General features: G+C 68.0%; 22 protein-coding genes. 13 read left to right on the forward strand and 9 right to left on the reverse strand.

Annotation, left to right across the window (positions count from 1 at the left end):
* Positions 1 to 11 precede the first annotated feature (11 nt).
* The 3 genes from JWQ81_RS36090 to JWQ81_RS36100 all read left to right on the forward strand — a co-directional run bounded on the left by JWQ81_RS36090 (position 12) and on the right by JWQ81_RS36100 (position 2785).
* Positions 12 to 1037: an LLM class flavin-dependent oxidoreductase gene (locus JWQ81_RS36090; protein WP_297548723.1), complete on the forward strand. Its 1026-nt coding sequence runs from the start codon at positions 12 to 14 to the stop codon at positions 1035 to 1037.
* Positions 1038 to 1340: 303 nt separating this feature from the next.
* The gene (locus tag JWQ81_RS36095; RefSeq protein WP_297548725.1) at positions 1341 to 1940 is read left to right on the forward strand and encodes a hypothetical protein; all 600 of its coding nucleotides are present in this window, start codon (positions 1341 to 1343) and stop codon (positions 1938 to 1940) included.
* Positions 1941 to 2173: 233 nt separating this feature from the next.
* The gene (locus tag JWQ81_RS36100; RefSeq protein WP_297548727.1) at positions 2174 to 2785 is read left to right on the forward strand and encodes a fibronectin type III domain-containing protein; all 612 of its coding nucleotides are present in this window, start codon (positions 2174 to 2176) and stop codon (positions 2783 to 2785) included.
* On the opposite strand, the gene JWQ81_RS36105 is transcribed toward JWQ81_RS36100, so the two are convergent.
* The 3 genes from JWQ81_RS36105 to JWQ81_RS36115 form a co-directional block, all read right to left on the reverse strand.
* Positions 2782 to 4257, reverse strand: a complete 1476-nt coding sequence (locus tag JWQ81_RS36105) for a CYTH and CHAD domain-containing protein (protein WP_297548729.1) — start codon at positions 4255 to 4257, stop codon at positions 2782 to 2784. The genes JWQ81_RS36100 and JWQ81_RS36105 overlap by 4 nt on opposite strands.
* A 6-nt stretch (positions 4258 to 4263) precedes the next feature.
* A complete protein-coding gene (locus tag JWQ81_RS36110) occupies positions 4264 to 5220 on the reverse strand; it encodes an RluA family pseudouridine synthase (RefSeq protein ID WP_297548730.1) in 957 nt (318 codons plus the stop codon).
* Between the two features lie 225 nt (positions 5221 to 5445).
* Positions 5446 to 6852, reverse strand: a complete 1407-nt coding sequence (locus JWQ81_RS36115; RefSeq protein WP_297548732.1) for a DUF2867 domain-containing protein — start codon at positions 6850 to 6852, stop codon at positions 5446 to 5448.
* 142 nt (positions 6853 to 6994) lie between these two features.
* Here JWQ81_RS36115 and JWQ81_RS36120 point away from each other — a divergent pair, with 142 nt between their 5' ends.
* Positions 6995 to 7195 (forward strand): antitoxin, encoded by a 201-nt coding sequence (locus JWQ81_RS36120; RefSeq protein ID WP_297548734.1) that lies wholly within the window; start codon positions 6995 to 6997, stop codon positions 7193 to 7195.
* Between the two features lie 67 nt (positions 7196 to 7262).
* Here the strand turns inward: JWQ81_RS36120 and ligD are convergent, their stop codons facing one another.
* Together ligD and JWQ81_RS36130 are read right to left on the reverse strand one after the other, a co-directional pair.
* Positions 7263 to 8237, reverse strand: a complete 975-nt coding sequence (gene ligD, locus JWQ81_RS36125) for a non-homologous end-joining DNA ligase (RefSeq protein WP_297548736.1) — start codon at positions 8235 to 8237, stop codon at positions 7263 to 7265.
* 42 nt (positions 8238 to 8279) lie between these two features.
* On the reverse strand, positions 8280 to 10034 hold the full coding sequence (locus JWQ81_RS36130) for an FAD-dependent oxidoreductase (RefSeq protein ID WP_297548738.1): 1755 nt from the start codon (positions 10032 to 10034) through the stop codon (positions 8280 to 8282).
* A gap of 523 nt (positions 10035 to 10557) precedes the next feature.
* Here JWQ81_RS36130 and JWQ81_RS36135 point away from each other — a divergent pair.
* Positions 10558 to 10827 carry a hypothetical protein gene (locus JWQ81_RS36135; protein WP_297548740.1) on the forward strand — a complete coding sequence of 90 codons (270 nt, stop codon included), beginning with the start codon at positions 10558 to 10560 and terminating at the stop codon, positions 10825 to 10827.
* Here JWQ81_RS36135 and JWQ81_RS36140 read toward each other — a convergent pair.
* Together JWQ81_RS36140 and JWQ81_RS36145 are read right to left on the reverse strand one after the other, a co-directional pair.
* Positions 10800 to 11117, reverse strand: coding sequence for an iron-sulfur cluster biosynthesis protein (locus JWQ81_RS36140; protein WP_297548743.1), 318 nt, complete (start codon positions 11115 to 11117; stop codon positions 10800 to 10802). The genes JWQ81_RS36135 and JWQ81_RS36140 overlap by 28 nt on opposite strands.
* Positions 11111 to 11806, reverse strand: a complete 696-nt coding sequence (locus JWQ81_RS36145) for a PhoU domain-containing protein (RefSeq protein ID WP_297548745.1) — start codon at positions 11804 to 11806, stop codon at positions 11111 to 11113. Before JWQ81_RS36145 ends, JWQ81_RS36140 begins: the two co-directional genes overlap by 7 nt.
* A 220-nt stretch (positions 11807 to 12026) precedes the next feature.
* On the opposite strand from JWQ81_RS36145, the gene JWQ81_RS36150 reads away from it, so the two are divergent.
* Positions 12027 to 13400, forward strand: a complete 1374-nt coding sequence (locus JWQ81_RS36150; protein ID WP_297548747.1) for a molybdopterin-dependent oxidoreductase — start codon at positions 12027 to 12029, stop codon at positions 13398 to 13400.
* A 1-nt stretch (position 13401) separates the two neighbouring features.
* Positions 13402 to 14364, forward strand: coding sequence for a hypothetical protein (locus tag JWQ81_RS36155; RefSeq protein WP_297548749.1), 963 nt, complete (start codon positions 13402 to 13404; stop codon positions 14362 to 14364).
* A gap of 190 nt (positions 14365 to 14554) precedes the next feature.
* Here the strand turns inward: JWQ81_RS36155 and JWQ81_RS36160 are convergent, their stop codons facing one another.
* Both JWQ81_RS36160 and JWQ81_RS36165 read right to left on the reverse strand, forming a co-directional pair.
* On the reverse strand, positions 14555 to 15634 hold the full coding sequence (locus tag JWQ81_RS36160; RefSeq protein WP_297548751.1) for a glycoside hydrolase family 19 protein: 1080 nt from the start codon (positions 15632 to 15634) through the stop codon (positions 14555 to 14557).
* Between the two features lie 252 nt (positions 15635 to 15886).
* A complete protein-coding gene (locus JWQ81_RS36165) occupies positions 15887 to 16879 on the reverse strand; it encodes a LacI family DNA-binding transcriptional regulator (protein ID WP_297548753.1) in 993 nt (330 codons plus the stop codon).
* 185 nt (positions 16880 to 17064) lie between these two features.
* Here JWQ81_RS36165 and JWQ81_RS36170 point away from each other — a divergent pair, with 185 nt between their 5' ends.
* The 6 genes from JWQ81_RS36170 to rhaI are packed head-to-tail and all read left to right on the forward strand — an operon-like array spanning position 17065 to position 24357.
* Positions 17065 to 18546: a sugar ABC transporter ATP-binding protein gene (locus JWQ81_RS36170; RefSeq protein WP_297548793.1), complete on the forward strand. Its 1482-nt coding sequence runs from the start codon at positions 17065 to 17067 to the stop codon at positions 18544 to 18546.
* A complete protein-coding gene (locus JWQ81_RS36175) occupies positions 18543 to 19589 on the forward strand; it encodes an ABC transporter permease (protein ID WP_297548755.1) in 1047 nt (348 codons plus the stop codon). Before JWQ81_RS36170 ends, JWQ81_RS36175 begins: the two co-directional genes overlap by 4 nt.
* Complete coding sequence (locus JWQ81_RS36180) at positions 19582 to 20586, forward strand: ABC transporter permease (RefSeq protein ID WP_297548757.1); 1005 nt, start codon at positions 19582 to 19584, stop codon at positions 20584 to 20586. Before JWQ81_RS36175 ends, JWQ81_RS36180 begins: the two co-directional genes overlap by 8 nt.
* A gap of 36 nt (positions 20587 to 20622) precedes the next feature.
* On the forward strand, positions 20623 to 21696 hold the full coding sequence (rhaS, locus tag JWQ81_RS36185; protein ID WP_297548759.1) for a rhamnose ABC transporter substrate-binding protein: 1074 nt from the start codon (positions 20623 to 20625) through the stop codon (positions 21694 to 21696).
* A gap of 7 nt (positions 21697 to 21703) precedes the next feature.
* Complete coding sequence (locus tag JWQ81_RS36190; RefSeq protein WP_297548761.1) at positions 21704 to 23125, forward strand: L-fucose/L-arabinose isomerase family protein; 1422 nt, start codon at positions 21704 to 21706, stop codon at positions 23123 to 23125.
* Between the two features lie 50 nt (positions 23126 to 23175).
* Positions 23176 to 24357 (forward strand): L-rhamnose isomerase, encoded by a 1182-nt coding sequence (gene rhaI, locus JWQ81_RS36195; RefSeq protein ID WP_297548762.1) that lies wholly within the window; start codon positions 23176 to 23178, stop codon positions 24355 to 24357.

Consider the following 24357-nt stretch of genomic DNA (forward strand, 5'->3'; position numbering starts at 1 on the left):
GGAGTGATCCTGTGCCGCTGAACTCGGAACCGTTGCGCAAGCTGGGTTTCCTGACCATCGGGTTGTTCGACGAGGCCGATCCGCGCCGCGGCCACGAGTCGACATTGGACATCATCGAGCTGGGTGAACGGCTGGGGTTCGACAGCGCCTGGGTCCGTCACCGCCACCTGCAATACGGCATCTCCTCGCCGGTGGCGGTCCTCGCGGCGGCGTCGCAGCGCACCAGCCGCATCGAGCTGGGCACCGCGGTCATCCCGCTGGGCTGGGAGAACCCACTGCGGCTCGCCGAAGACCTCGCGACCGTAGACATCCTGTCCGGCGGCCGCCTCAACCCCGGGATCAGCGTCGGTCCGCCGAGGAACTATGACCAGGTGAAGGGCGCGTTGTACCCCGACACCGCCGACGTCGAGGACTTCGGTTACGACCGGGTGCAACGGCTGCTGGACTTCGTCCGCGGCGAGGCGGTCACCGACGCCGGCGGGGTCGAGGGCTTCGAGGTCTTCTCCGACCGCGTCCAGCCGCATTCGCCGGGGCTGGGCAGCAGGCTGTGGTACGGCGGGGCGAGCCTGCGGTCGGCGCAGTGGGCCGGTGAGCACGGGATGAACTTCCTGACGAGCAGCGTGGTCAAGGCGGAGGAAATCGAGGACTTCACCCAGATCCAGCTTGCGCTCGTCCGGAAGTTCCGCGCCCACCACCCCGATGGCGACCGCGCCCGCGTTTCCCAGGGCCTGGTGGTGATCCCCACCGACTCCGCCACGCCGGAACAGCGCGCGAAGTACGAGGAGTACGCGAGCAAGCGACTGCCGCGTACGGCCACGCCGCAAGGCCCGGCCCGCCTGCTGTTCGCCCCCGACCTGGTCGGCACCGCCGACGAAATCGCCGAACGGTTGTACTCCGACGTGGCGTTCCGGGAGATCGACGAGGTCGCCTTCGCGCTGCCCTTCACCTTCGAACACGAAGACTACGTCCAGATCCTCACCGACATCGCCACGAAACTCGGCCCTGCCCTCGGCTGGAAACCAGCCGACGCGGTCTAGCAACTCGCCGTCGAGTTGCGATGCTGAGGGCTCGCAACTATCGCAACTCGCCGTCGAGTTGCGGTAGTTGACTCTGCAACGATCGCAAGTCGACGGCGTGTTGCGGGGCCATCCCTGCCGGCCGGCCACGGATAAGACGTGAGCGCCACATATGTGAATGGTTGGCCGCTACGCCAATGTGGTCTAGGCCAAAACTTTTCCTTGTTAGTGGTTGGTCCTTCTCGTATGGTGACTTTCGCTGGTCAGGAAACGCTTAACGGGACTGTCGACCCTACCGCCGCCTTGAGATTAAGAAGGTTGGATATGCGGAAGAAACTTCGCGCCGTCGCCGGCGCGGCGGTCCTCGGCGCTATGGTCCTGATGGCTCCGACAGCGAACGCACAGGTATCCGGCGGCGGCTGGATTTCCTATTCCCCGTCATACAACACGCAGCAGGTGGGCTGCGGGCTCGCCAGCGGGCTCACCTTCCAGCTGACGTGTTCGAGTACCAGTGGTGAGCAGCGCGCCGAGCGGCGGTACGTCACCTACACCGGTGGCACGCACCAGTTCCAGGGTTCGTTCAAGATCACCAGTATGGGTGGCAGCCGGATCAGCCTCAAGCAGACCTTCAGCGATTCCGTCCCCGGCCCGTACTTCCTGCTGGCCGTGGAGCAGGGCGGCCGGATGTACGCCGTCGAGGGCGGCGCGACGATCGCGAGCGGTGCCACGGTCGGCACGACGGTCCGGGTGAACACCATCAACACCCCCGGTTCGAACCACCAGACCTATATCAACGGTTCGTTGAAGAACACCGTTTCCAGTCCGAGTGGAAGCTACTACGACAAGTTCGGCGCTTATCGCACGAGTAGCGGCAACGGGCCGATCACCGTGGTGTGGAGCGGTATCCAGTTCTGGCACAAATAACCCCTGGGTCTTTCCCCTGGGTCCCCTTCTTCCTTTCGCGCGGCCGTATCGGTGCTGCCCGGTGCGGCCGCGCGCAGTCCCCACTGCCGAGGTTCGCCGTGTCCGCAAAAGTCTTGTGCCCGCTTTCGGTCCTGCTTGTCGCTGCCCTCGCGGGTTGTTCTTCGCCCGTCCAGGCCGCTCCCGTGAGTACCACCCCGGATTTGTCCGCAACGTTGGTTTCGCCCGTCGATATCATGCTGAAATGGCAGGACGACGACCCGGCGGCGGCCGGTCACACGGTCGAATTCGCGACCGGCACCCCCGGCAGCGAGTACACGGTCCTGCAGTACGTTCAGGCGGGTCAGACGATGTACACCCATCCCGACCTGATCCCGCAAACCCCGTTCTACTACCGGCTTCGGCCGTTCTACGGCCCAGCGTCGGCGGCGGTCGAAGTCGACTTGCCGCCCGGCGCCTACGACGACAAGGCGGCCGCGGACGACCACGCGTGGGCCCAGCCGCTCCCGGTGCCGTCCGGATCCGTTGCGAAGCAACCGATCCGCGGCGCGGGACGGTCCACCGCCGGCGCTCCCACCGAGTTCACAGCCACCGTGATGGACCCCAACGGTATCAAGTTCACCTGGACAGACCATGCCAGTGACGAGGATGGCTACCTGCTAGAAAGCAAGCCCAAGGGCAGCGCGACCTACAACGAGGTCGAGGTGCTCGACCCGAACATCACCTCGGTCGGGCTGACCACGCTGCCCACCGAAAAGCAGGCAACCTACCGAGTTCGGGCGTTCTACTACGGGAAGCCGTCCAACATCGCGCACCAAACCACTGGCGATGCCCCGCCGGGGACCTAGTGGCGCTTCTCGAAGTCCCGCTCCAGTCGTTCGGCTTCGGCGGTGTTGTGACCGTGGATCAACCCGTAGGTGAAGGCGTTCGCGCCGGACAGGTGTGCGCGCACGCCGAGTTCGCGAAGTACTTCCCGGGCGACCACGCTGTCGTGGTGGTCACCGAGGATGCTCTGGATCTTCTTGACGTTTTTGGTCCAAGCTTTCAGTTTCTTACCGAAAGCCGGTTGCGCGGCCTCGCCCGTGTCGCGCGCTTGCTTGGCCTTCTTGCGGACTTCGTGCAGCGCGGCATCCCGCCCGTGCCCGTGGCCTTCGCGGACGAACGTCTTGTGGGCGCGCTTGACCTTCTTCGCGCCGTGACTGATGGCTCGCTCCAGCTCCTTGCGCGCGGGCCGCGTGGCTTTGTCTGTCAATGGAGGTGTATCGAGGAGCTTGTCCAACGCCTTCAACAGGCCGACGTATCTCGGATTGTCCAGCGCACCAAGGGCTTTCTCGTGGCCGTCGGCGGCTGCGCGGGCGAAATGCGCCGTCAGCGAAGCCTTCACCGGCCCTATGACGAGCCGGGACGGCTGCGCGGCCAGTTGGTCGTGAAGGAGCTTCTCCAGCACCTCAGTGTCCCGAGCGAGCGCGAGCTCACCGCCCAGCCATTTCAGCTCGTCCGCGAGCGGTTTCGTCGCGTCGCGGTCCAGTACCCGCCGGAAAGCGCTGAGCGCGCTTCGCAAGCGGCGGGAGGCCACCCGCATTTGGTGCACCGCGTCGTCAGTGCCGGTGCGGACCCCGACGTCGTGCACGCGCAGCAGGGAGGACTGCTCGGCGAGGTAGGCGAGCACCACCTCGCCGGCCGAAGACTTCGGGCCTGGCGTCGGCCGGTCGCTGCGAGGAACTCGGTCACCAAGTAGCCGGGCGACCTTGGACGACGACTTCGACCGCTTCGCGCCCTGCTGTTTGAGCGCCTTCTCGACGTCGTCGAGCAGTTCGGCGTCCTCGGCGCCCGGCGCGAGTTCCGCCTCCAGCTCCCGCCATGCGTCCAGACGCGCGCTTTCGCCCATGACTTCCGCGGTGACGTGATCGTCAGCAAGGATCGCCAGCGTCCGCCCCTCGGCGTCGACGAGCTCGGACGACAGCCGCGTGGTGGCGAGGTGGGCGATCGGGACCAGCTTCTTGCCGTTCGTCCGGGCCGTCACCAGTCGGGCGAGTTCGGCAGGCACGCTGGTGCGGCCTTCGGCGAGCGGAAGGTGGATCTCCTCGCGTTGTTCCGGACCGACGGGGAGTTTGAGGTGCCAGCCCTCGTCTTCACCGCCCGTCCGCCGCCGCAGCGTGATTCCGGCCTGGGACAGCCGGAAACCACGTGTGTCGAAGTAGGTCGCGTCGAGGTGGATCTCCTGCGGCTCGGTCACGGTCGCGATCGGTCCGACGCCCGCCAGCCGGGGGACCGCAGTTCCGGAGGCTAGGTCAAATTTGCGTTCCCACTCAAGGCTCATGGTCGATCAGGTACCCGATCGGGTGGCGTGCCAATCGCCGGCCCAGGCGTCGTAGTCGGTCCAGGCCTGCAAGTCGAGGCGGCTTTCGAAACGACGGGGCGCACCGGTGATCGGGTCGGTGAATTCGAGCACCTTCGCCAGCAGCTGCAACGGACGGCTGAAGTCGTCGAGCGGGGTTTCGGTGAGCACGGGGTAGAAGTCGTCACCCAGGATCGGGACGCCGAGCCCGCTCATGTGCAGCCGGAGCTGGTGGGTCCGGCCGGTCTCGGGGACCAGCCGGTACCGGCCGCGGCCGTTGACGTACTCGATCAACTCGACGCGGGTTTCGGCGTTGGGCTCGCCGGGGAGCTCCTGCGCGGTGATGATGCCGCGCTCCTTGACGATGCGGCTGCGGATCGTGCACGGAAGTTCCAGGTCGGGATCGTACGGCGCGATGGCCTCGTAGACCTTGCTGACCAGCCTGTCCCGGAACAGGGTCTGGTAAGCGCCGCGGCGGGTCGGCTCGATGATGAACATCACCAGCCCCGCGGTCACCCGGTCCAGCCGGTGCGCCGGCACGAGCTGCGGCAGGTCCAGCTCTCGGCGGAGCCGGACGAGCGCGGTCTCGACAATGTGCTGACCTCGGGGGATGGTCGCGAGGAAGTGCGGCTTGTCGACGACCAGCAGGGTCTCGTCGCGGTGGACCACGGAAATGCCGAACGGCACCGTGACCTCGTCGGGCAGGTCGCGGTGGAACCAGACGAACGAGTTCGGCACGAACGGCGCGTCCGGGGCGAGCGGGCCGTCCTGCCCGACGATCCCCTGTTCCAGCAGCATTTCGTCGATGCGCCCGGGATCGACCCTGGGCAGCCGTTCGACGAGGTGGTCCCGCAGGGTCGCCCAGCTGCCCTCGGCCGGCATCTTCAACCGGGCGGGGTCCAGCCCGTGGCGCTGCGGCAGGGGTCCCTTGAGCTTGCGTCTCATCGAATCGCACTGTACTTGGGCTGGCGCTGTACTTGCGGCGGACACAGGCCGTCCCCGCCGGGAAGAGAAGTCCGACGGGGACGAGTTGTGCGGGCCGACGCGACCGGTCGCCTCTCGGCGGAACGCGCGGCGCGGCTCCCGAAGATAGTCCGCGCCGGCAAAGGGGTGAGCCCGGGGGACACGGCGTCGCGTCGACCGAGGGTTCCAACACCGCCTCCCGCGTTCCTATTCCGGCGGGTTTCGGGAGGCCGCGATCGCGTGGGCGCGGTGGGCCTGTCGCTCGGCCATGCGGCGGAACACCACCAGGTGGATGGGCCACAGCGCACGCCAGTAGAGCCACCCTGGCAGCCCCTTGGCCCGCAGCGCTCCGACCTGCTGCAGCTCGCTTCGTGGCGTGGTGACCGTCCGGTAGGCCAGCCAGGCTTCGCCGCAGAACCAGCGATGCGTGGCCAGTACGAGCACAGTTTCGCCGTGTTCGCGCACGGTCCACCAGTCCACCTGCTCACCCCGGTCGAGGGTCGTCGGGTGGTGGAGGCCGAGGCGTTCCCCGAACAGCCGGCCTAGCAGGATCCGCGCTCGCCACGCCCACGCGAGGCCGTACCAGCGCAGGTCGCCGCCGCAGTTCTGCAGGTCGAGCTGGGCGTCTTGCCGGGCTTCGAGGTCGAGAAGCGCGCCGGAACGGAACACATACACGCCGTCGTGGAGGCCGCCGTCCTGGTCGAAGATGGTCTGTTCAAGGCGTTCTTCCTGCTCGTCGAGGGCGAGTCGCAGCGCTTCGGACACCCCTCGCGGGCGCACCTTGAACGCCGCGTCGGTGTGCGCCCGGTCGTTGACTACGACGTCGTTGGTGAGGCTTTCGATCAGCGAATGGCTCACCGAGGTGTCCACGGGAGTGACGAAGTCGACCCAGTGCGCGGACAGCCGCGGCGTGAGCAGCGGGACCCGCAGGATCCGGCGGCGGCGCAGGCCCCGCACCCTCGCGTAGGCCTGCATCATGTCGACGTAGCTGACTTCGTCCGGCCCGCCGATCTCGTACACGCCCGGCGGTACGGCCGCGGCCTTCTCGAGGTAGTCGAGCAGGTCGTGTTCGGCGAGCGGGCACAGCACGCTGTCGACCCAGCGCGGGCAGACCATCGCGGGCAGGCGCTCGGTGAGGTACCGCAGCATTTCGAAGGAGATACTGCCGGACCCCAGGATCACCGCCGCCCGCAGTTCCACGGTGTCCACGTTGCCCGAGGCGAGGATCTCACCGACCTCCTGACGGCTGGCCAGGTGCTTCGACAGCTTTCCCTGGCCGAGTCCGCCCAGGTAGACGATGCGTTCGACACCGGCGTTCGACGCCGCTGTCGCGAAGGCTCGGGCGAACTCGCGATCGCGTTCGGCAAAGTCGTCACCGCCGGCCATGGCGTGGACGAAGTAGTAGGCCACGGCGCAACCACGAAGGGCGGCCGCGGTGGCGTCGACGTCCGAGACGTCTACTGAGCGACGTTCGATTCCGAGGCCTTCGGGCAGGTGGTCGAGGGTCCGTCCCAGTGCGAGCACCGGCCGGTCCCCGCGCAGGTGGTGCGCCAGCCGGGTGCCCACGTAGCCGCCGGCACCCGCTATCGCGACTCGTGCCGCTGGTGCGGTCATGCCCTCATTCTCGGGGCGGCACCAGCCGCCCGCAGTACGGATGTCGGGTGGCTCCATAGTGGACGAAGCGGACCTCGGGGAACTTACGGACGGGGTCACGGCGTTGAAAGGAGTGTAGAGACCGCCGGGCGAAAGGAAGATCATGGCTTTTTTGCGCAGGCTGACGGTTCTCGCGGGTGCCGCGGAAGCGGCCCGCAGATACGCGAAGAAGAACCCCGAGAAGGTCGCTCGCCTCGCTGATCAGGCGGGCCGGTTCGCCGACCGGCAGACCAAGGGGAAGTACTCGGACAAGATCGACGGCGCTGTCCGCAAGGTCCGTGGGGCCACGACCGACGGTCAGTAGCCGCCCGGTGCCCACGACCGCTCGCGAAACACTCGCGAGCGGTCGTGAACTGCGCTTGCACCGGCTGTCACTGTTGTTGTTGTTCGCGTCGCACCTGCGCCGGGTCTTTGTCGGTCCGGAGCCCGACGAACCGCGGGTGGCGGAGCCTGCCATCGGTTGTCCACTCCGCGAAGCCGATCTGCGCGACGAGCTCTGGGCGGACCCAGTGAGTCCCCGGGTCGATGGTGAGCCCGGGGAACGGCGACTGGAACACCTCGCGCGCGACGAGTGCCGCGTGCAGTTCGCGGAGGGTCTTGCGATCGAACCCGGTGCCGACCTTGCCGGCGTAGCGGAACCCGCTGTCGTCGTAATAGCCCAGCAGCAGCGCGCCGAAACCCTCGCGCGCGCCCTGCGGGTCGGTGTAACCCACGATGACGAGCTCCTGGTCGGCGACACATTTGAACTTCAGCCAGTCCGCTGAGCGGCCGTGACGGTACGCCGAAGCGGCCCGTTTCGCGATCAGGCCTTCCCAACCGTTCTCGCAGGCGTATTCGAAGTACTGCTCGCCGTCCGTGTTGTGGTGGCTGGAGAAACGCAGCGGGTCTTCATAGTCGAAGGCGTCCTGCAGCAGCTGCTTCCGCAGGCGCAACGGGAGGCTGACGGCCTCGGAACCGTCGAAGTGCAGCAGGTCGAAGAGGTAGTAGAACACCTGGATACCCGACTCACGAGCCCGCACCGGGTCGGTCAGGTGGATACGCGGCGCCAGCTTCGAGAAGCTCGTCCGGGTGCCTTCGAACGCGACAATCTCGCCGTCCGCGACGAACCTGTCACCACCGTGCGCGGCGAGCGCGTCGACGATCTCGGGAAACGCGTCGTTGAGCGCCTTCCGGTTGCGTGACCACAGCTGCGGAGTGTCGCCGTTGCGGGAGCAGATCGCGCGGACGCCGTCCAGCTTGCGCTCGAAGATCCAGCCCTCGTCGGAGAACCTCCGGTCGGTCAGCGTGGCGAGCATGGGCTCGCGCCAGCCCGCGCCGGTTCTCCCCAGAGGGCCGATGTGCGCCATGAGCTGGGTGTACCCCCGATCCGGCCGGGCAAAACGGGCAGGTCAAGGCCACGCAGGGTAGAGGAGATCGAACTGGTTCGGCAAGCCGATCAGGTAGCGGAAGTCGTCGACGTCCCAGAAGAGCTTGATCTCCGGCGGCGCGTAGAGCTTGAACAGCTTGGCAGGCGCGGCGGAGGAGCCGGACCCGGCGAGCACCCCGTTGGCGGCCGCCCGACCTGCCTCGTTCGCGCCTTCCATGGTGGCGAGGTTGATGTCGGTGCGGACGTAGTCGGCGGCAAGGAACAGGTTGGGCACGGCCGTGACCGCGTCCGGACGGTTCTGCCACGAGGACGGGGTGTTGATCAGCAGTGGTTCGTCGTTCACCACGCCCGGGGTACCGGCGCCGGTGATCGCGGGGTCGATGAACCACGAGTGGATGATCGAGTCGGGTAGCAGCGAGTCGCCGTTGGGCAGCGCTTTCCTCAGCTGCGCGAGGACTTCGGCGATGATCTGGTCCGGAGTGCAATCCCGGGCGGCCTTTCCGTAGAGGATGCCGGGAGCGTCCCAGTTGGACAGGTCGATCGACAGGCAGTCCACCACGGTGCCGTCCCCATAGGACGCCGCGAAGTTCTTGCGCCAGAACTGTCCCTGGCTGATCGACGTCAGCGCCCACGGCTGCCCCGGGTAGCCGACGTGCCCGTTGTTGATCGCGACCGGTCTGGTCGTGTAGATCATCACCCCGTTCATCCACGACGTGGTGAGGTTCTTCAGCCGGGCGAGCCGCGGGTCGGCGGCGAGGAGCTGCGGGCCCAGCATCGGTACGGCCCGCTCGACCGGGACGGCGAGGACGTACCAGTCCGCCTCGATCGTGGTCGCGGCTCCGGCGGCGTCGAGCGCGCGGGCGCCGGTGATCCGGCCGCTGCCGTAGGTCAGTTCGGTGACGGTCGCGGTCCGGAACCCGACGCCCAAGGAACTGAGGTGGCTCACCCAGGGGTCGATCCACGCTTCGCTGGTCGGCGCCGACAGCAGCCTGTCCGGGGAGCCGTACCCGCCCAGCCCGAGCGAGCTGTACAACCACGCCTCGGCCATCAGGCCCATGGTGCGCGTGTTGGCCTTGTCGGGTTTGGCGGCGACCAGGGTCGAGGTGAGCAGGTCGACCATGACCGTGCGGTAGTTCTCCGACATCTTCGCCGCGACGATGAAGTCGGCGTAACTGGTGTTCTCCCACTGGCCGAGTCGTCGCTTCGGGCCGCTGGTCAGCAGGGTCAGGATCTTGCTGCCGAACACGGCGATCTCCGCCAGCGGAATGGCGCCGGTCACCGTCGCCAGCAGCTTGAGATACTCCAGTAGTGCCTGCGGGGTGAGGTTGCCTTCCAGGCTGCCCGCGGTCGGCAGCTCGAACGTCTTGCCGTTCCAGGCGCCCATCTCGTCGGCGGCGTTCACCAGGTTGTCCCGGACGCCGCCGGCGTTGCCGCTGAACGGGATTCGGCTCATCGTGTCCGGGATATTCTGGTAGAACCCGGGAAAGAAGCGGAACCCGTGCTCACCAGGCAGGTCCAGCCGCCCGCCCGTGGCCGTCCCGGGCACCGGGATGCTGCGGGCTTTGCCGCCGAGTGCCTTGCGTTCATAGACGGTGACGGCGAAACCGCGTTCGGCGAGTTCGTGTGCCGCGGTCAGCCCGCCGACCCCACCGCCGAGGACGGCCACCCGGTTGGCGGTAGCGCGCGGCCGCGCACCCGGTGCGGCGAATGCCATTGTGGAGCCGGACAGCGCGGCCGTGACGGCGATCGTGCCCGTGAGCAGCGTCCGTCGAGCCATTGCCCCAGCGTTCCTTGGTGATCCAGGTTTCCGCATCAAACCCCTCCCCGGGCTTCCGGCCGAACTTCATAGTGGCCCACAAGGGGTTGCGCGTCCACTGACCGTGGTCGGTACCACCTGACGGAGCAAATCGCGGTTCTCGGCCTGGTGCTCTGCAAGCCGACGTCACCGCAGCTGATGCCTTCGCGCTCATCAACGCGGCGACCTGGATGCGCGAGCAGATGTCGCCGGAGCATGCCGTTCGACGGATGAGTCATGGTTGTCTTGCCCCAGGTGTGCCGCCCGGGTTCGACGGCTGTCGCTGAACCTGGCTGTGCCTGGATCCGGTGCCGCTGTGCTGCGTTTCGAGCCGGACGGGGAAGTTCGGCTTCCGGCCGTGCCCGAACTGGGGTGTTTCCGCTCCACGTAAGGACTCTGGTGGTTTCCATCGAGAGCTGGTGGCGCAACATGGCGTCGCGAAGCCCTTGCTGCTGTTCGGTTCGGAGAAGGGCACGACGCCGACATCGACCGTTCGTGGCAGGAGTTGCCGACCCACCAGCACGGCCGGACCAGTTGGCCGCAACTGAACGTTGCCGCGCACCACGTGTTCACCGACTTCGGCGCAGACGCCACGGACTTGGAGGCGGCCGGGCTGATGACGCACGCGAGCCGCGTCAGCTTGGTGGGTGCGATCGAGCCGGTGCGTTCGGTGCCCACGGTCCGGGACTACCTCGACCTGCAGTTCCGCCAGGGCGACGGACAGTTGCTCGACGGGCCTAGCTCGCGCTATCCGGACGTCGCTTTCCTGCGCTGATCCACGCGCCGCCGGGCCGATTCCGGGGACACCACGACGAAGGCGAGATGACCGTTGTCCTCCTTCGTGATGTCGAGCACCTTGTCCGCCAAGCGGATCCGGGTTTCGCGATCGAGGAAGACCTGGGTACCGGCGGTGTCGATGATGTCGTCGTCGGCGTCAGCGTGGGCGACGACTTCGACGGACAGCGGGTCCAGGGTGAGGTGCAGGCCGCCGTCGTCTCGTTGGATTCCTTGGGCGGCAAGGAGATGGTCAATGGCCTGGGCGGCGGCTCGGGTAACGGTCAACATGGCGTGTTCGCAGTCTGGAGTGGGGTGGTCAGGGGTAACGGATCCTTCGTTGGGGACTGGCGGGGGACGAGGAAGGTCGAATGCCACGCGAGTGAGACGGCGTGGTCGGCGAACCGCTCGTAGAAACGGCTCAACAGGGTGACGTCGACAGCCGTAGCGGCGCCGTAGGTCCATTCCCGGTAGTCGATCACGGTGAAGAGGGTCCGGTGGAGGTCGTCCATCTCGTCGTCGACGCTGACCAGCGCGCGGGCGAGCGTGGCGTCCCGGCGCACGATGACCTGCCCGGCCATCGTCGCCAGCCACACGGCGATGCGGCCCATTTCGGTGAACCGCGGCATCAGCGGCGACGGCACGACGGGCTGGGGATACCGGCGCTGCACCGCTTCGGCCACGTGAACGGCGAGACGTCCCATGCGCTCCAGGCTGGTCGCGGCCTGGATCGCCGCGACCGCCACGCGCGGATCCGTCGCGGCGGGGCTTCGCGCTGCCAAGAGCGCGTAGGCGTGGTCCTCGGCGTCGACGCGGGTCTGCTCGACACGAGCATTCCCGGCGACCACGAGCCCGGCCAGTTCGAGGTCGGCGCCGGACATCGCCATCGTCGCCCGGTCCATCGCTTCGCCGACCATGCGGGACATGTCCAGTAGCCGGTCAGCGAGCCGCTCCAGCTGTTCGTAGTAGACGTCGCGCATACGACAATCCTTACGAAGAACGAACGATGCGGCCTTCGTCCGTCGGGATCCTCACGGGATCCGAACGCCCTGCCCGGCTTTCCTGACGCCGTGGCCCCCGGTCGGGTGATTATGGGTTGCTTACCGATGGGGCCTTCCGGGCGCCGCGGGGTGGTCTCCTGGCTTACCGTCCACTTGCGGCGATCACGCCGCATTTCGGTATTCGTTCGGAAGGGCCACCATGTCAGCGGCGAACACGCCACCGGAAGCCGAACCCACGGCGGAATCCACAAAGGATGATCGCCCGGCGGCGCCCGAGTACGGGTTTCCCGCGAAGCTGTGGAAGGCGATCGAAAAGGCTCGCCCGCCGGGCCTGGGCAACCCCCGCTTGTGGCGCAGCCCACTGCGGGGGCCGTGGCTCACGTCGGTGTTCGGCGCGATCCTGCTGGCGGCTCTGCCGTTGGTCATCCTCACCGGCCTGCTCGACTACATCGCGTACGGCCCGCAGTTCCACCAGTCGATCCCGGGCAACGTCGGCTGGCTCCACCTGCCGTTCTTCAACTGGCCGACCACCCCGTCGTGGCTGTTCCGGTTGACCCAGGGCCTGCACGTCGGGGTCGGTTTCATCGTGATCCCGGTGGTGCTGGCGAAGCTGTGGTCGGTGGTGCCGAAGCTGTTCAGCTGGCCGCCGGCGCGGTCGATCGCGCACGTCGTCGAGCGGCTCTCGCTGCTGCTGCTCGTCGGCGGGATCCTGTTCGAGATCGCGACCGGCGTGCTGAACACACAGTACGACTACGTGTTCGGGTTCAGCTTCTATACCGCTCACTACTACGGGGCCTGGGTGTTCATGGCCGCGTTCGTCACCCATGTCGCGATCAAGCTCCCGACGATGATCAGGTCCCTGCGGTCGCGCTCGCTGCGGCAGGAGTTGAAGACCTCCCGCGCGGACACCGTCCCGGAACCGCTGGACGAGGGCGGCTTGGTGGCCACCCACCCTGCCAAGCCGACGTTGAGCCGGCGCGGCGCGCTCGGGCTCGTCGGCGGTGGGTCGCTGCTGGTGGCGGCGCTCACCCTGGGTGAGACGGTCGGCGGGTTCACCCGCAAGGCCGCGTTGCTCGTGCCGCGCGGCCGTTCCTACGGCGACGGCCCGAACGACTTCCAGATCAACCGCACCGCGGCCACCGCCGCCATCCGGCCCGGCGATGTCGGCGACGCGTGGCGGCTCACCCTGACCGGCGGGCCGAAGGCTGTCGTACTCGACCTCGACGGGGTGACGGCCCTGGCCCAGCGCACCGCGGACCTGCCGATCGCGTGCGTCGAGGGCTGGTCGGTCACCCAGACCTGGACCGGTGTCCCGTTGCGGGACCTCGCCGCGCTGGCCGGGGTGCCCAACCCGGCGTCGGCCCGGGTGCGTTCGGTCGAGCGGTTCGGCGGGTACACCCAGGCGACGCTGCAGAGCAACCAGGTGCTGCACCCCGACGCGCTGCTCGCGCTGCGCGTCAACGGCGCCCGGCTCAGCCTCGATCACGGGTACCCGGCGCGCATCATCGTGCCTGCGCTACCCGGGGTCCACTGTACGAAGTGGGTCACCGCACTCGACTTCAGGAGCGTGTGAGATGCGGTCGATTCTGCTGCGGGCCAAGGGTTTCTACGGCGCGAACCCGCTGCACCTGCTGGCGTTGCTCGGTTGTTTCGCGCTCGCCGGGTATGCGGTGACGTTCTGGCTCGACGATCCGCTGCTGCCGCGCCTGGTGATCTGGTTCCTCGCCGCGGTGATCGGGCACGACCTGGTGCTGTTCCCGCTCTATGCGCTCGCCGACTGGTCGGTCACCGGCGCGCTGCGGGCGCTGAAGCCGCGGCGTGCCGGGACGGCGACGGCGCTGGTGTCGCCGCTGAACTACCTGCGGACGCCGGTGCTGGGCGCCGGCCTGACTTTTGTGTTGTTCTTTCCGGGGATCATCATGCAGGGCGCGGACACCGTTCACGCGGCGACGGGACTCGACCAGACGCCCTACCTCGGCCGCTGGCTGCTGCTCTCGGCCGCGATGTTCGGGGCCAGCGCGGTCGTCTACGCGATCCGGCTCGGCGTCGCGTCGAAGCCGCTGCGTGCCACCAAGCGGGCGGCGCGGGCGATGATCAGGCCGGGGGAGCGCGTGTTGGCGACCGCGGGGACACCGGGGCAGGCTCCGGAGGCGGTGGGGACGACCGAAGGGCTCTATTACCGCGACGGTGACGCCGCTTGGAGTCGGGTGGGCTGGGAGGACCTGTCCGAGGCGCGGTGGCACGAGGACGACCATGAGCTCCGGATCGCGGGCGCGGAACACGAGGTCATCGGGCTGCCGGTGCCGGGTGACCTGCCCGACGTCGTGCACACCATGATCACGTCGACGCACGTCAACACCAGCGTCGTCGATCTCGGCGACGGACACCGCGCGTCCGTGACCGTGTCACGACGCCCCAGGACGGGCGAACTCGTCTGGCGGACTCGGCTGGAGAACGGCGCCGACCCAGCGGACCCGGAACTCCGGACCCGCCTCGACGCCGCTATTGGCACCCTCCGCGCCGACCTCGGTCTGTGACGTGGGCGAGCGACTCGGGGGACGTTTAGTACAAATCATTTGTATCGGGGGACGTTTCGTACACAAGGCCACCCGACCACACGACGTTCCCGCCCTGCACTTGTCGTACGCCGAAGACCCCTCGGGGCCACCCTCGTGGCTTCTAACGCCACAAGGGTGGCCCCGAGGGGTTGTTACTCCGGGACGACGCTCAGCAGCTGAGGTTATTGCCTGCCGGGACGCCGAGGACACCGACGAACTTCTGGTAGTCGTTGATCCGGTCCTGCATCTCCGCGGTGTTCTGGCCGTTGCACTCCAGGCTGCCGTTGATGCTGCGGATCGTCTCGCCGAAGCCCGCGCCGTTGACCATCGCGTTGTGCGGGGTCATGGTGCCCGGACCGGTCTGGGTGTCCCAGTACCAAAGGCCGGTCTTCCAGGCGACCGAGGCGTCCTGCTCGACCAGGTACGGGTTGTGGAGCAGGTCGATGCCGAGCGCGTCACCGGCGGCCTTGTAGTTGAAGTTCCAGCTCAGTTGGATCGGGCCGCGACCGTAGTACGCCGCCGTGCCTGCCGGGCAGCCGTAGGACTGGCTCGTGTCGCAGTAGTGCGGGTAGTTCGACGTGTTCTGCTCCACGATGTAGACCAGGTTGCCGGTTTCGTGGGCGACGTTGGCCAGGAACGCGGCGGCTTCCTGCTTCTGGACGGTGGCACTGCCCGTGGTGGCGAATCCGGGGTACGCGCTGAGCGCCGCAGTCAGGCCGGCATAGGTGTAGAACGAATTCCGGCCAGGGAACATCTGGTTGAACTGCGCTTCGCTGACGACGAATCCGCCCGAGCTCGGCGGGGTCGTGCCGCCACCGCTGCAGCTGTACGGCGACCAGTACCAGGTGCTGATCACCGGGTCGTAACCCGGATTGTCGTGGCTGGCTTGGTAGTACTGGCCGTTGGTGTATTGCACGATGGCGCCGGCGGAGTAGTTGTGGCCCGCGACCCACGCCGGGTAGCTGCAGCTGCTCGGCGGGGTCGTGCCGCCGCCGCTGCCGCAGGCGCCGTTGTCGGCCCAGACGCCGGTGGTGCCGGGTGGGGCCTCGTTCTGGGTCCACCATTTCGCGGTGTAGTTGTGGCCGTTGAGCGAAGCAGTCATTCCGCCGGTGTACACGGCTGAGGAATTCCAGGCTCCGACACAGGCGGGGGCGGCGGAAGCGGTCGTGGCGAGGCCGGGGGAGACGAGCGCGAGCGCGCCCGCGATGGCCATCGCCGTCAAAGCTGCCGCTATGCGTTTAATCGACACTCGATCACTCCTTTGTGCGCAAAGGATCCGCACTTACTCGAAGATCGGGCCGACTCGACGCCTGAGTCTGGTGGTCTTACAGTCGGTCACGGCATTCGAGGCATTCACGGGGGGACTGAGGGCAGTCAACCTGATTGGTCTATACCAGTCAAGGTTTAATTCGGTTATTTTCGACCGGGGCGCGCTGAGCTTCCTGCTGCTCGCAAATCAGGTCATTCACCCATGATTGAGTCGATCGACGACGAGACGGGCCTACCGGCGCGAGCTCGACGCCCGGATGACCAGGTCGGGTTGGAAGACCACCTGGCGGTGCCGGTGCCTCGGGTCGTCGACTTCCTCGATCAGCAGCTGTGCGGCAGCGCGGCCGAGGTCCTCGCGGGGCTGGCGGACCGACGTCAGCGGGATGGCCGCCGCGGCGGCGTAGACGATGTCGTCGTAACCGACGATCGCGAGGTCGTCGGGCACGCGGATGCCTCGCCCGACCACCTCCTGGAGCACGCCCAGCGCGAGCAGGTCGTTGGCGCAGAACACCGCGGTCGGCCGGTTCGCGACGTCTTCGAGCAGTGCGCGTGCGGCGGCGCGTCCGGCTTCGACGGTGAGTGACGGTGTTTCGACGACCGCCAGCATGGCGTCACCGCCGACGGCTTCCCGCGCGCCGGCGAGGCGGTCGCGCACCTGGCGGACGTCGAACGGCCCGCCGAGGTAGACGAGGTCGCGGTGGCCGGTTTCGAGGAGGTGCCGGGCCGCCATCCGGCCGCCTTCGACGTCGTCGACCGCGACCGAGCAGCGGTGCGGCCCGGCGGACCCGCGGTCGACGAGCACGACCGGCGTGCCGCGGTTCACCAGCTGGTCGAGGCGCTCGGCGTCGTCACTCACCGGAGTTATCAGCAGGCCGTGCACGCGCTGTTCCTCGATGAGGTCGAGGTAGCGGCGTTCGCGGTCGGGCGACTCCCCGGTGCTCGACACGCTGACCATCAGCCCGTGCTCGTCGGCGACGTCTTCCACCCCGCGCGCAACGTCGGAGAAGAACGGGTTCGCCAGGTCGAGCACCATCAGCGCGAGGACCCGGCTGCTGCCCGCCCGGAGCTGGCGCGCGGATTCGTTGCGCACGAAGCCCAGCTTGCGGATGGCGGCTTCCACCCGGGTGCGGTTGGCGGGCGACACCGTGCTGCGGCCGTTGAGCACGTTGCTCACCGTGCCGATCGACACGCCCGCCAGCTCGGCCACGTCACGGATGCCGGACACTGATTACCCCCTGGTTCTGAATCGTTTCACGGCTGAATGGCGGCTATTCACCAAAGAAATCCTGCGGCTTCTTGACATCGTATGAGCGGCGACACTACCGTACGCGCTCAGAAAATGAAACGATTCATCCAGCGAAAGGCGACACCGTGGTCGTGACACCGGGCACCGGGGAGCCGCTGCTCGAGATGAGGGGCGTCTCGAAGGTGTTCGGAGCCGTGGCAGCCCTGTCGAACGCCCGGTTGAGCCTGTTCGCGGGTGAGGCCCACGCGCTGGTGGGGGAGAACGGCGCGGGCAAGTCGACCATGATCAAAATCCTGGCCGGGGCGCTGCGCGCGGACACCGGGCAGATCCTGCTCGACGGCGTCGCGGTCGACCTCGAATCCCCCGCGGACGCCCGGAAAGCCGGGATCGCGGTCATCTACCAGGAACCGACGCTGTTCCCCGACCTGTCGGTCACCGAGAACATCTTCATGGGCCGCCAGCCGCTGCGCAGCCTCGGCCGGATCGACAGGGCGACGATGCGCCGCACGGTCGTCGAACTGTTCGTCCGGCTCGGCGTCGCCATCGATCCCGACCGGCCCACGCGCGGCCTGTCGATCGCCGACCAGCAGATCGTCGAAATCGCGAAGGCGCTGTCGTTCGACGCCAAAGTGCTGATCATGGACGAGCCGACCGCCGCGCTTTCGGGGGTCGAGGTCGAGCGACTGTTCTCGGTCGCCCGTTCACTGCGCGACGCCGGGGCCGCGGTGCTGTTCATTTCGCACCGCTTCGAGGAGGTCTTCGCGCTCTGCCAGCGGATCACGGTGATGCGCGACGGCGAGCACGTGTCGACCGACCCGATCGCCGACATCACCGTGGAGCAGGTGGTGCGCCGCATGATCGGCCGTGACGTGACAAGCCTGTTCCCCAAGGTTGACGCCGAGGTCCGGGAAGTCCGGCTCGAAGTCCGCGGACTGACGCGCGCCGGGGTGTTCTCCGACATCAGCTTCGACGTCCGCGGCGGCGAGATCGTCGCGCTTGCCGGCCTGGTCGGCGCCGGCCGCAGCGAAGTCGTCCGCGCGGTCTTCGGTGTCGACCGCTACGACGCCGGGGAGGTGAAGGTCGGCGGACGCAAGTTGCGCCCCGGTCGCCCGGCCGCAGCCATCGCGGCCGGGCTCGCGCTCGTCCCGGAGGACCGGCGGCACCAGGGGCTGGTGATGGACCTGTCGATCGCGGGCAACGCGGCGCTGACCCGGCGCGGCGCGCTGTCGAAGATGGGCATCCTGACGCGCGGTTCGGAAAGCGCGCTGACCCGTGAGTGGGCGGGCGTCCTGCGGCTCAAGGCCGGGGCGCTGTCCGACGCGGTGTCGACCCTGTCCGGCGGCAACCAGCAGAAGGTGGTGCTGGCCAAGTGGCTGGCGACCGCGCCGAAGGTGCTGATCATCGACGAGCCGACGCGAGGGATCGACGTCGGCACCAAAGCTGAGGTGCACCGGTTGCTGTCCAAGCTGGCGAACGACGGGATAGCGATCCTGATGGTGTCTTCGGAGCTGCCCGAGATCCTCGGCATGGCCGACCGCGTGCTGGTGATGCACGAGGGCCGGATCAGCGCGGAAATCGCCCGCGCCGACGCCGACGAGGAGTCGGTCATGTTCGCCGCGACCGGGCAGCCGGCGGTGCTCCGATGAGCGCCGAAGCCGGGACGCGGCCGGACGCGGCACCCGAGGTGACGCCCGATCCGAGGGCGCGCGCGGGCGGGCGGCTGCGGCGCGTCCGCGAGCTCAGTCTTGTGCTGGCGCTGGCGATCCTGGTCGCGGTGACGGCCATCGACAACCCGCGGTTCCTTGACGGGCAGAGCTTGCGGGACCTGTTGCTGGGCGCCGCGATCCTGGTCATCCTGGCGGTCGGGCAGACGGTCGTGATCGTGACGCGCAGCGTGGACCTCTCCGTCGGATCGGTGGTGGGCCTGGTTTCCTTCGGCGTCGGCAAGCTGTTCCTCGCCGCGCCCGGGACTCCGGTGATCGTGGCTGTGCTCGTCGGCATCGTCGCCGGGGCGGTGTGCGGGCTGATCAACGGCTCGCTCGTCGCGGCGGCGCGGGTGCCCGCGCTCGTCGTCACGCTGGGCACGCTCTACATCTTCCGCGGGATCGACTACACCTGGGCCAGCGGGCAGCAGATCAACGCCACTGACTTCCCGAGCGGGTTCCTGCACCTGGGCACGGCGGACATCGTCGGCGTACCGGTGCTCGCGATCATCGCCGCGGTCGTGGTGGCCGCCGCGGCCTGGCTGCTGCGTGCCTACCGCAGTGGCCGGGAGTTCTACGCGATCGGCTCGAACCCTGAGGCCGCAAGGCTTTCCGGCGTTCCCGTCGGACGTCGTGTGCTCTCGGCGTTCATCCTCAACGGCGCGCTGGCCGGGCTGGCCGGGGTCCTGTACGCGGCCAGGTTCGGCACCATCGACGCGACCGCGGGCAGCGGCATGGAACTCACCGTCGTCGCCGCCGCGGTCATCGGCGGGGTGGCGATCTTCGGCGGCAGTGGCTCGGTGTGGGGCGCTGCGCTCGGCGCTCTGCTGCTCACAGTCATCGGCAGCGCGCTCGCGGTCCTGCGCATCAACCCGTTCTGGCAGCAGGCCGTGGTCGGCGCGCTCATCCTGGCAGCCATCGGACTGGACCGGCTCGTCGCCGTCCGGGTGGCCGCACGGCTTCGAGGGGATGCCACTCATGGCTGATACAGGGACGCGAAAGACAAGCCGCTACCAACCGAGTTGGGCGGTGGTGGTGGCCGTGGCCGTCGTGGTCGTCGCCGTCGTCTCGTCGTTCTCCATCGACGGGTTCGCCAGCGGTCGCAACCTCAGCTTCCTGCTGCTGGACGTCGTCGCGGTGGGCCTGATCGCGCTGCCGCTGACGCTCGTCGTGGTGACCGGGGAGATCGACCTGTCGGTCGCCAGCACGCTCGGCCTGTCGAGCGCCTTCCTCGGTCAGCTGTGGTTGCACGGGTACTCGATCCAGCTGGCCGTGGTGCTGTGCCTGGGGCTAGGGATCGTCCTCGGCCTGGTGAACGGGTTCTTCATCACGATTCTCGGGCTGCCGTCGCTGGCGGTCACCATCGGCACGCTCGCGTTGTACCGGGGGCTGGCCACTGTCATGCTCGGAGACCAGGCTGTCGCGGACTTCCCGGCGTCGTGGACCAAGGCGGCGACGGCGAACCTGCCCGGCACGTCGATCCCGATCGTGCTGCTGCCGCTGGTCGTGCTGGCGATCGCGTTCGCCGTGCTGCTGCACTACACCGCGTTCGGCCGGACGCTGTTCGCCATGGGCGCCAACGACGAGGCCGCGCGGTTCAGCGGGGTTTCGGTGTGGCGCACCAAGCTGCTGCTGTTCGTCGCCACCGGGACGGTGTCCGCACTGGCCGGGATCTTCTGGACCCTGCGCTACGCCAGTGCCCGCGCGGACAACGGCACCGGGCTCGAACTGTCCGTGGTCGCGGTCGTCCTGCTCGGCGGGGTGTCGATCTTCGGCGGCAAGGGGTCGATGGGCGGGGTGGTGGCCGCGGTGCTGCTGCTCGGCACGTTGACCAACGCCCTGCAGCTAGCCGACGTCTCCGCCGACACCCTCACCATTGTCACCGGCGGCCTGCTGATCATCTCCGTGGTCGCCCCGAACGTCGGCGAGCGCGTCCGCGCCGCCAGAGCCCGGCGACAACGGGCCAGAGCCCTGCCGGGCTAACCCTACTTCCCAGATCCCCTGAGAGAGGACCAGTCCATGAGAGCAAGGAAGCTCACGTTCATGGCGGTGGGTGTTGCCACCGTCGCGCTGATCGCGTCCGCCTGTTCGGGCACGACGCGCAACGACTCGACGGCCACCGGTGGGGCGGCCCCGTCCGACACCGCCGCGGCGAACCCGAACGCGACCATCAAGACCGGGCTGAAGATCGCGTACCTGCCCAAGCAGCTCAACAACCCGTATTCCGACATCGAGGTCAGCGGCGGCAAGAAGGCCGTCGACGCGCTCAAGGGCGTGTACAAACTGGTCGGTCCCAACGAGGCCAGCGCGAGTTCGCAGGTCAGCTACATCAACACGCTGGTGCAGCAGCAGCAAGACGCCATCGTGATCGCGGCGAATGACCCGAACGCGGTGTGCCCGGCGCTCAACCAGGCGCGTGCCGGCGGCACGAAGGTCGTCACCTTCGACTCCGACGCCAGCCCGTCCTGCCGCGACCTGTTCGTCAACCAGGCCACCACGGCCGGAGTCGGGGAGTCGCTCGCCAAGATGACCTCCGAGGTCACCGGCGGGACCGGGGACATCGCGATCCTGTCGGCCACCCCGAACGCGACCAACCAGAACGCGTGGATCCAGGTCTTCAAGCAGGAGCTGGCCAAGCCGCAGTACGCGGGGCTGAAACTGGTGACCACGGTGTACGGCAACGACGACGACCAGAAGTCGTTCCAGGAGACCCAGGGCCTGCTGCAGGCGTACCCGAACTTGAAGGCGATCGTTTCGCCGACCACGGTGGGTATTTCGGCCGCTTCGCGGTACGTGAGCACGTCGAGTTACAAGGGCAAGGTGGCGATCACCGGGCTGGGCACGCCGAACCAGATGAAACAGTTCGTCAAGGACGGCACGGTCAAGGAGTTCGCGCTCTGGGACCCGGCGAAGCTCGGCGAGCTGACCGGGTACGCCGCGGCCGCACTCGTCTCCGGCCAGATCACCGGCAAGCAAGGGGAGAAGTTCACCGCCGGTGAGCTCGGCCCGTACACCATCGGCGCGCAGGGCGAGATCGTGCTCGGCCCGCCCACGGTGTTCACCAGCGCCAACATCGACCAGTACAACTTCTGAGCCGGCCGTGAACCTTCCCGCACGAATTGCGCGCCGACCGACCCGAGTCGGTCTGGTTTCCGGTGGGCTCGGTGCCTACTGGCCGCAGTTCCCCGACCTCCTTCCCCAGCTGCGGAAGTCGGCGGCCCGCGTCGCCGAGCGTCTGTCCGCTTTGGACTGCGAGGTGACGGACGTCGGCTTCATCAGCGACGCCCGGGAAGGTGATCGGGCGGCCGAAGAACTGCGTGCTGCCGGCTGTGATCTCATCATCGGCTTTCTCACCACGTATCTCACGGCGAGCATGCTGATGCCGGTCGCCCAGCGCACTGGCGCCCCGGTGCTGCTGATCAACCTGCAGCCGACCGAGGTGATGGATCACGCCGCGTTCGGTACCGGGGATTGGCTCGCCTACTGCGGGGCGTGCCCGTTGCCGGAGATGGCGAACGCGTTCCGCCGCTGCGGCGTCGAGTTCCGGTCGGTCTCCGGTTACGTCGAAGACGAGCGGGCCTGGGAAAAGATCGGCCGGTGGGTCCGTGCCGCCGGGGTGCGTGGCGGGTTACGCACCGCGCGGCACGGCCTGCTCGGCCACCTCTACCCGGGAATGCTCGACGTCGCCGCGGACCTGACGTCGGTGTCCGCACAGCTGGGCGGGCATGTCGAGGTCCTCGAGATCGACGACCTGCGGGTGCGCGTGGTGAAGGTGTCCGAAGTGGACACCGACCGCCGGGTCGCGCTCGCGCGGGAGAAGTTCGACGTCGATTCCTCGGTCGAAGCCGAAGATCTGCGTTGGGGTGCCAAGGTTTCCGTGGCGCTCGACCAGCTCGTCGACGACTTCGGACTGGACAGCCTCGCCTACTACCACCGCGGTCTCGACGGCGACATCCACGAGCGGGTGGCCGCCGGGATGATCCTCGGCGCGTCGCTGCTCACCGCGCGCGGGATTCCGGCGGTCGGCGAGTACGAGCTGCGGACATCGCTGGCGATGCTGGTGACCGATCGGCTCGGCGCGGGCGGGTCGTTCACCGAGCTGCAGGCGCTGGACTTCCGGGCGGGAGTGGTCGAAATGGGCCACGACGGCCCGGCACACCTCGCCATCAGCTCGGCCCGGCCCCTGCTGCGCGGGCTCGGCGTCTACCACGGCAAACGCGGTTACGGGGTGTCCGTGGAATTCGACGTCAGGCACGGCCCGGTGACCACTTTCGGCATCGGGCAGGACGTCGATGGGACCTACCGGTTCATCGCCGCCGAGGGCGAAGTCGTCTCCGGCCCGCTGCTGCGGATCGGCAACACCACCTCCCGCGTCGACTTCGGGCGAAACCCCGGCGAGTGGGTCGACGACTGGAGCGCGAGCGGCATCGGCCACCACTGGGCACTCGCCACCGGCCACCGCGCCACGGACCTGGCCGCGGTGGCCGGACTGCTGGGCATCGACTTCACGGAAGTGACCTGACCTGTGTGCGTCCCGGACAGGCTACGAGAACCAGACACTGGAGGGCTGGCATGACCGCACTTTCCCCTGAGGCCCGCCGACGCGTGCTGGACACGCTGCGTGCGCAGAGCATCGAACTACCGTCGTGGGCCTTCGGCAATTCGGGTACCCGCTTCAAGGTGTTCGCGCAGCAAGGTGTTCCCCGCGACCCGTGGGAAAAGATCGCCGACGCGGCGACCGTGCACCGGTTCACCGGGGTCTCGCCCACGGTGTCACTGCACATTCCCTGGGACAACGTCGAGAACTTTGCGAAGCTGGCGGATCACGCGGTCGAACTCGGGGTCAAGGCCGGGGCGATCAACGCGAACGTCTTCCAGGACGACGACTTCAAACTCGGCAGCGTCACCAACCCGGACCCCGCGATCCGGCGCAAAGCCGTCGCACACCTGCTGGAGTGCATCGACGTCATGGACGCCACCGGGTCGCGCGACCTGAAGCTGTGGTTCTCCGACGGCACCAACTATCCAGGTCAGGACAGTATCCGTGCCCGCCAGGACAGGCTGGCCGAAGCGTTGGCGACGACGTACGCCCGGCTCGGTGAAGATCAGCGGATACTGTTGGAGTACAAGCTCTTCGAGCCCGCGTTCTACACAATGGACGTTCCGGACTGGGGGACGTCGTTCGCGCACTGCCTGCAGCTGGGCGAAAAGGCGCAGGTCGTCGTCGACACCGGACACCACGCGCCGGGCACGAACATCGAGTTCATCGTCGCCTTCCTGCTCCGCGCCGGAAAGCTCGGCGGCTTCGACTTCAACTCCCGGTTCTACGCCGACGACGACCTCATGGTCGGTTCGGCCGACCCGTTCCAGCTCTTCCGGATCCTGCACGAGGTCGTCGCGGGCGGTGGGCTCGACGAAGCCACCGGGGTCGCGTTCATGCTCGACCAGTGCCACAACATCGAGGAGAAGATCCCCGCGCAGATCCGCTCGGTGATGAACGTCCAAGAAGCCACGGCCAAGGCCCTGATCCTCGACGCCGAGGCGCTCGCCGTGGCGCAGGCGGCCGGTGACGTCCTCGGCGCCAACGCGGTCGTCATGGACGCCTACAACACCGATGTCCGGCCGCTGCTGGCCGAACTGCGCGAGGAACAGGGCCTCGACCCCGATCCGATCGCCGCGTATGCCCGGTCCGGCTACCGCGAGCGGATCATCGCCGAGCGTGTCGGCGGCCAGCAGGCCGGTTGGGGCGCATAG

It is taken from the genome of Amycolatopsis sp. (assembly GCF_025464955.1).
In the GTDB taxonomy this organism is placed as follows: domain Bacteria; phylum Actinomycetota; class Actinomycetes; order Mycobacteriales; family Pseudonocardiaceae; genus Amycolatopsis.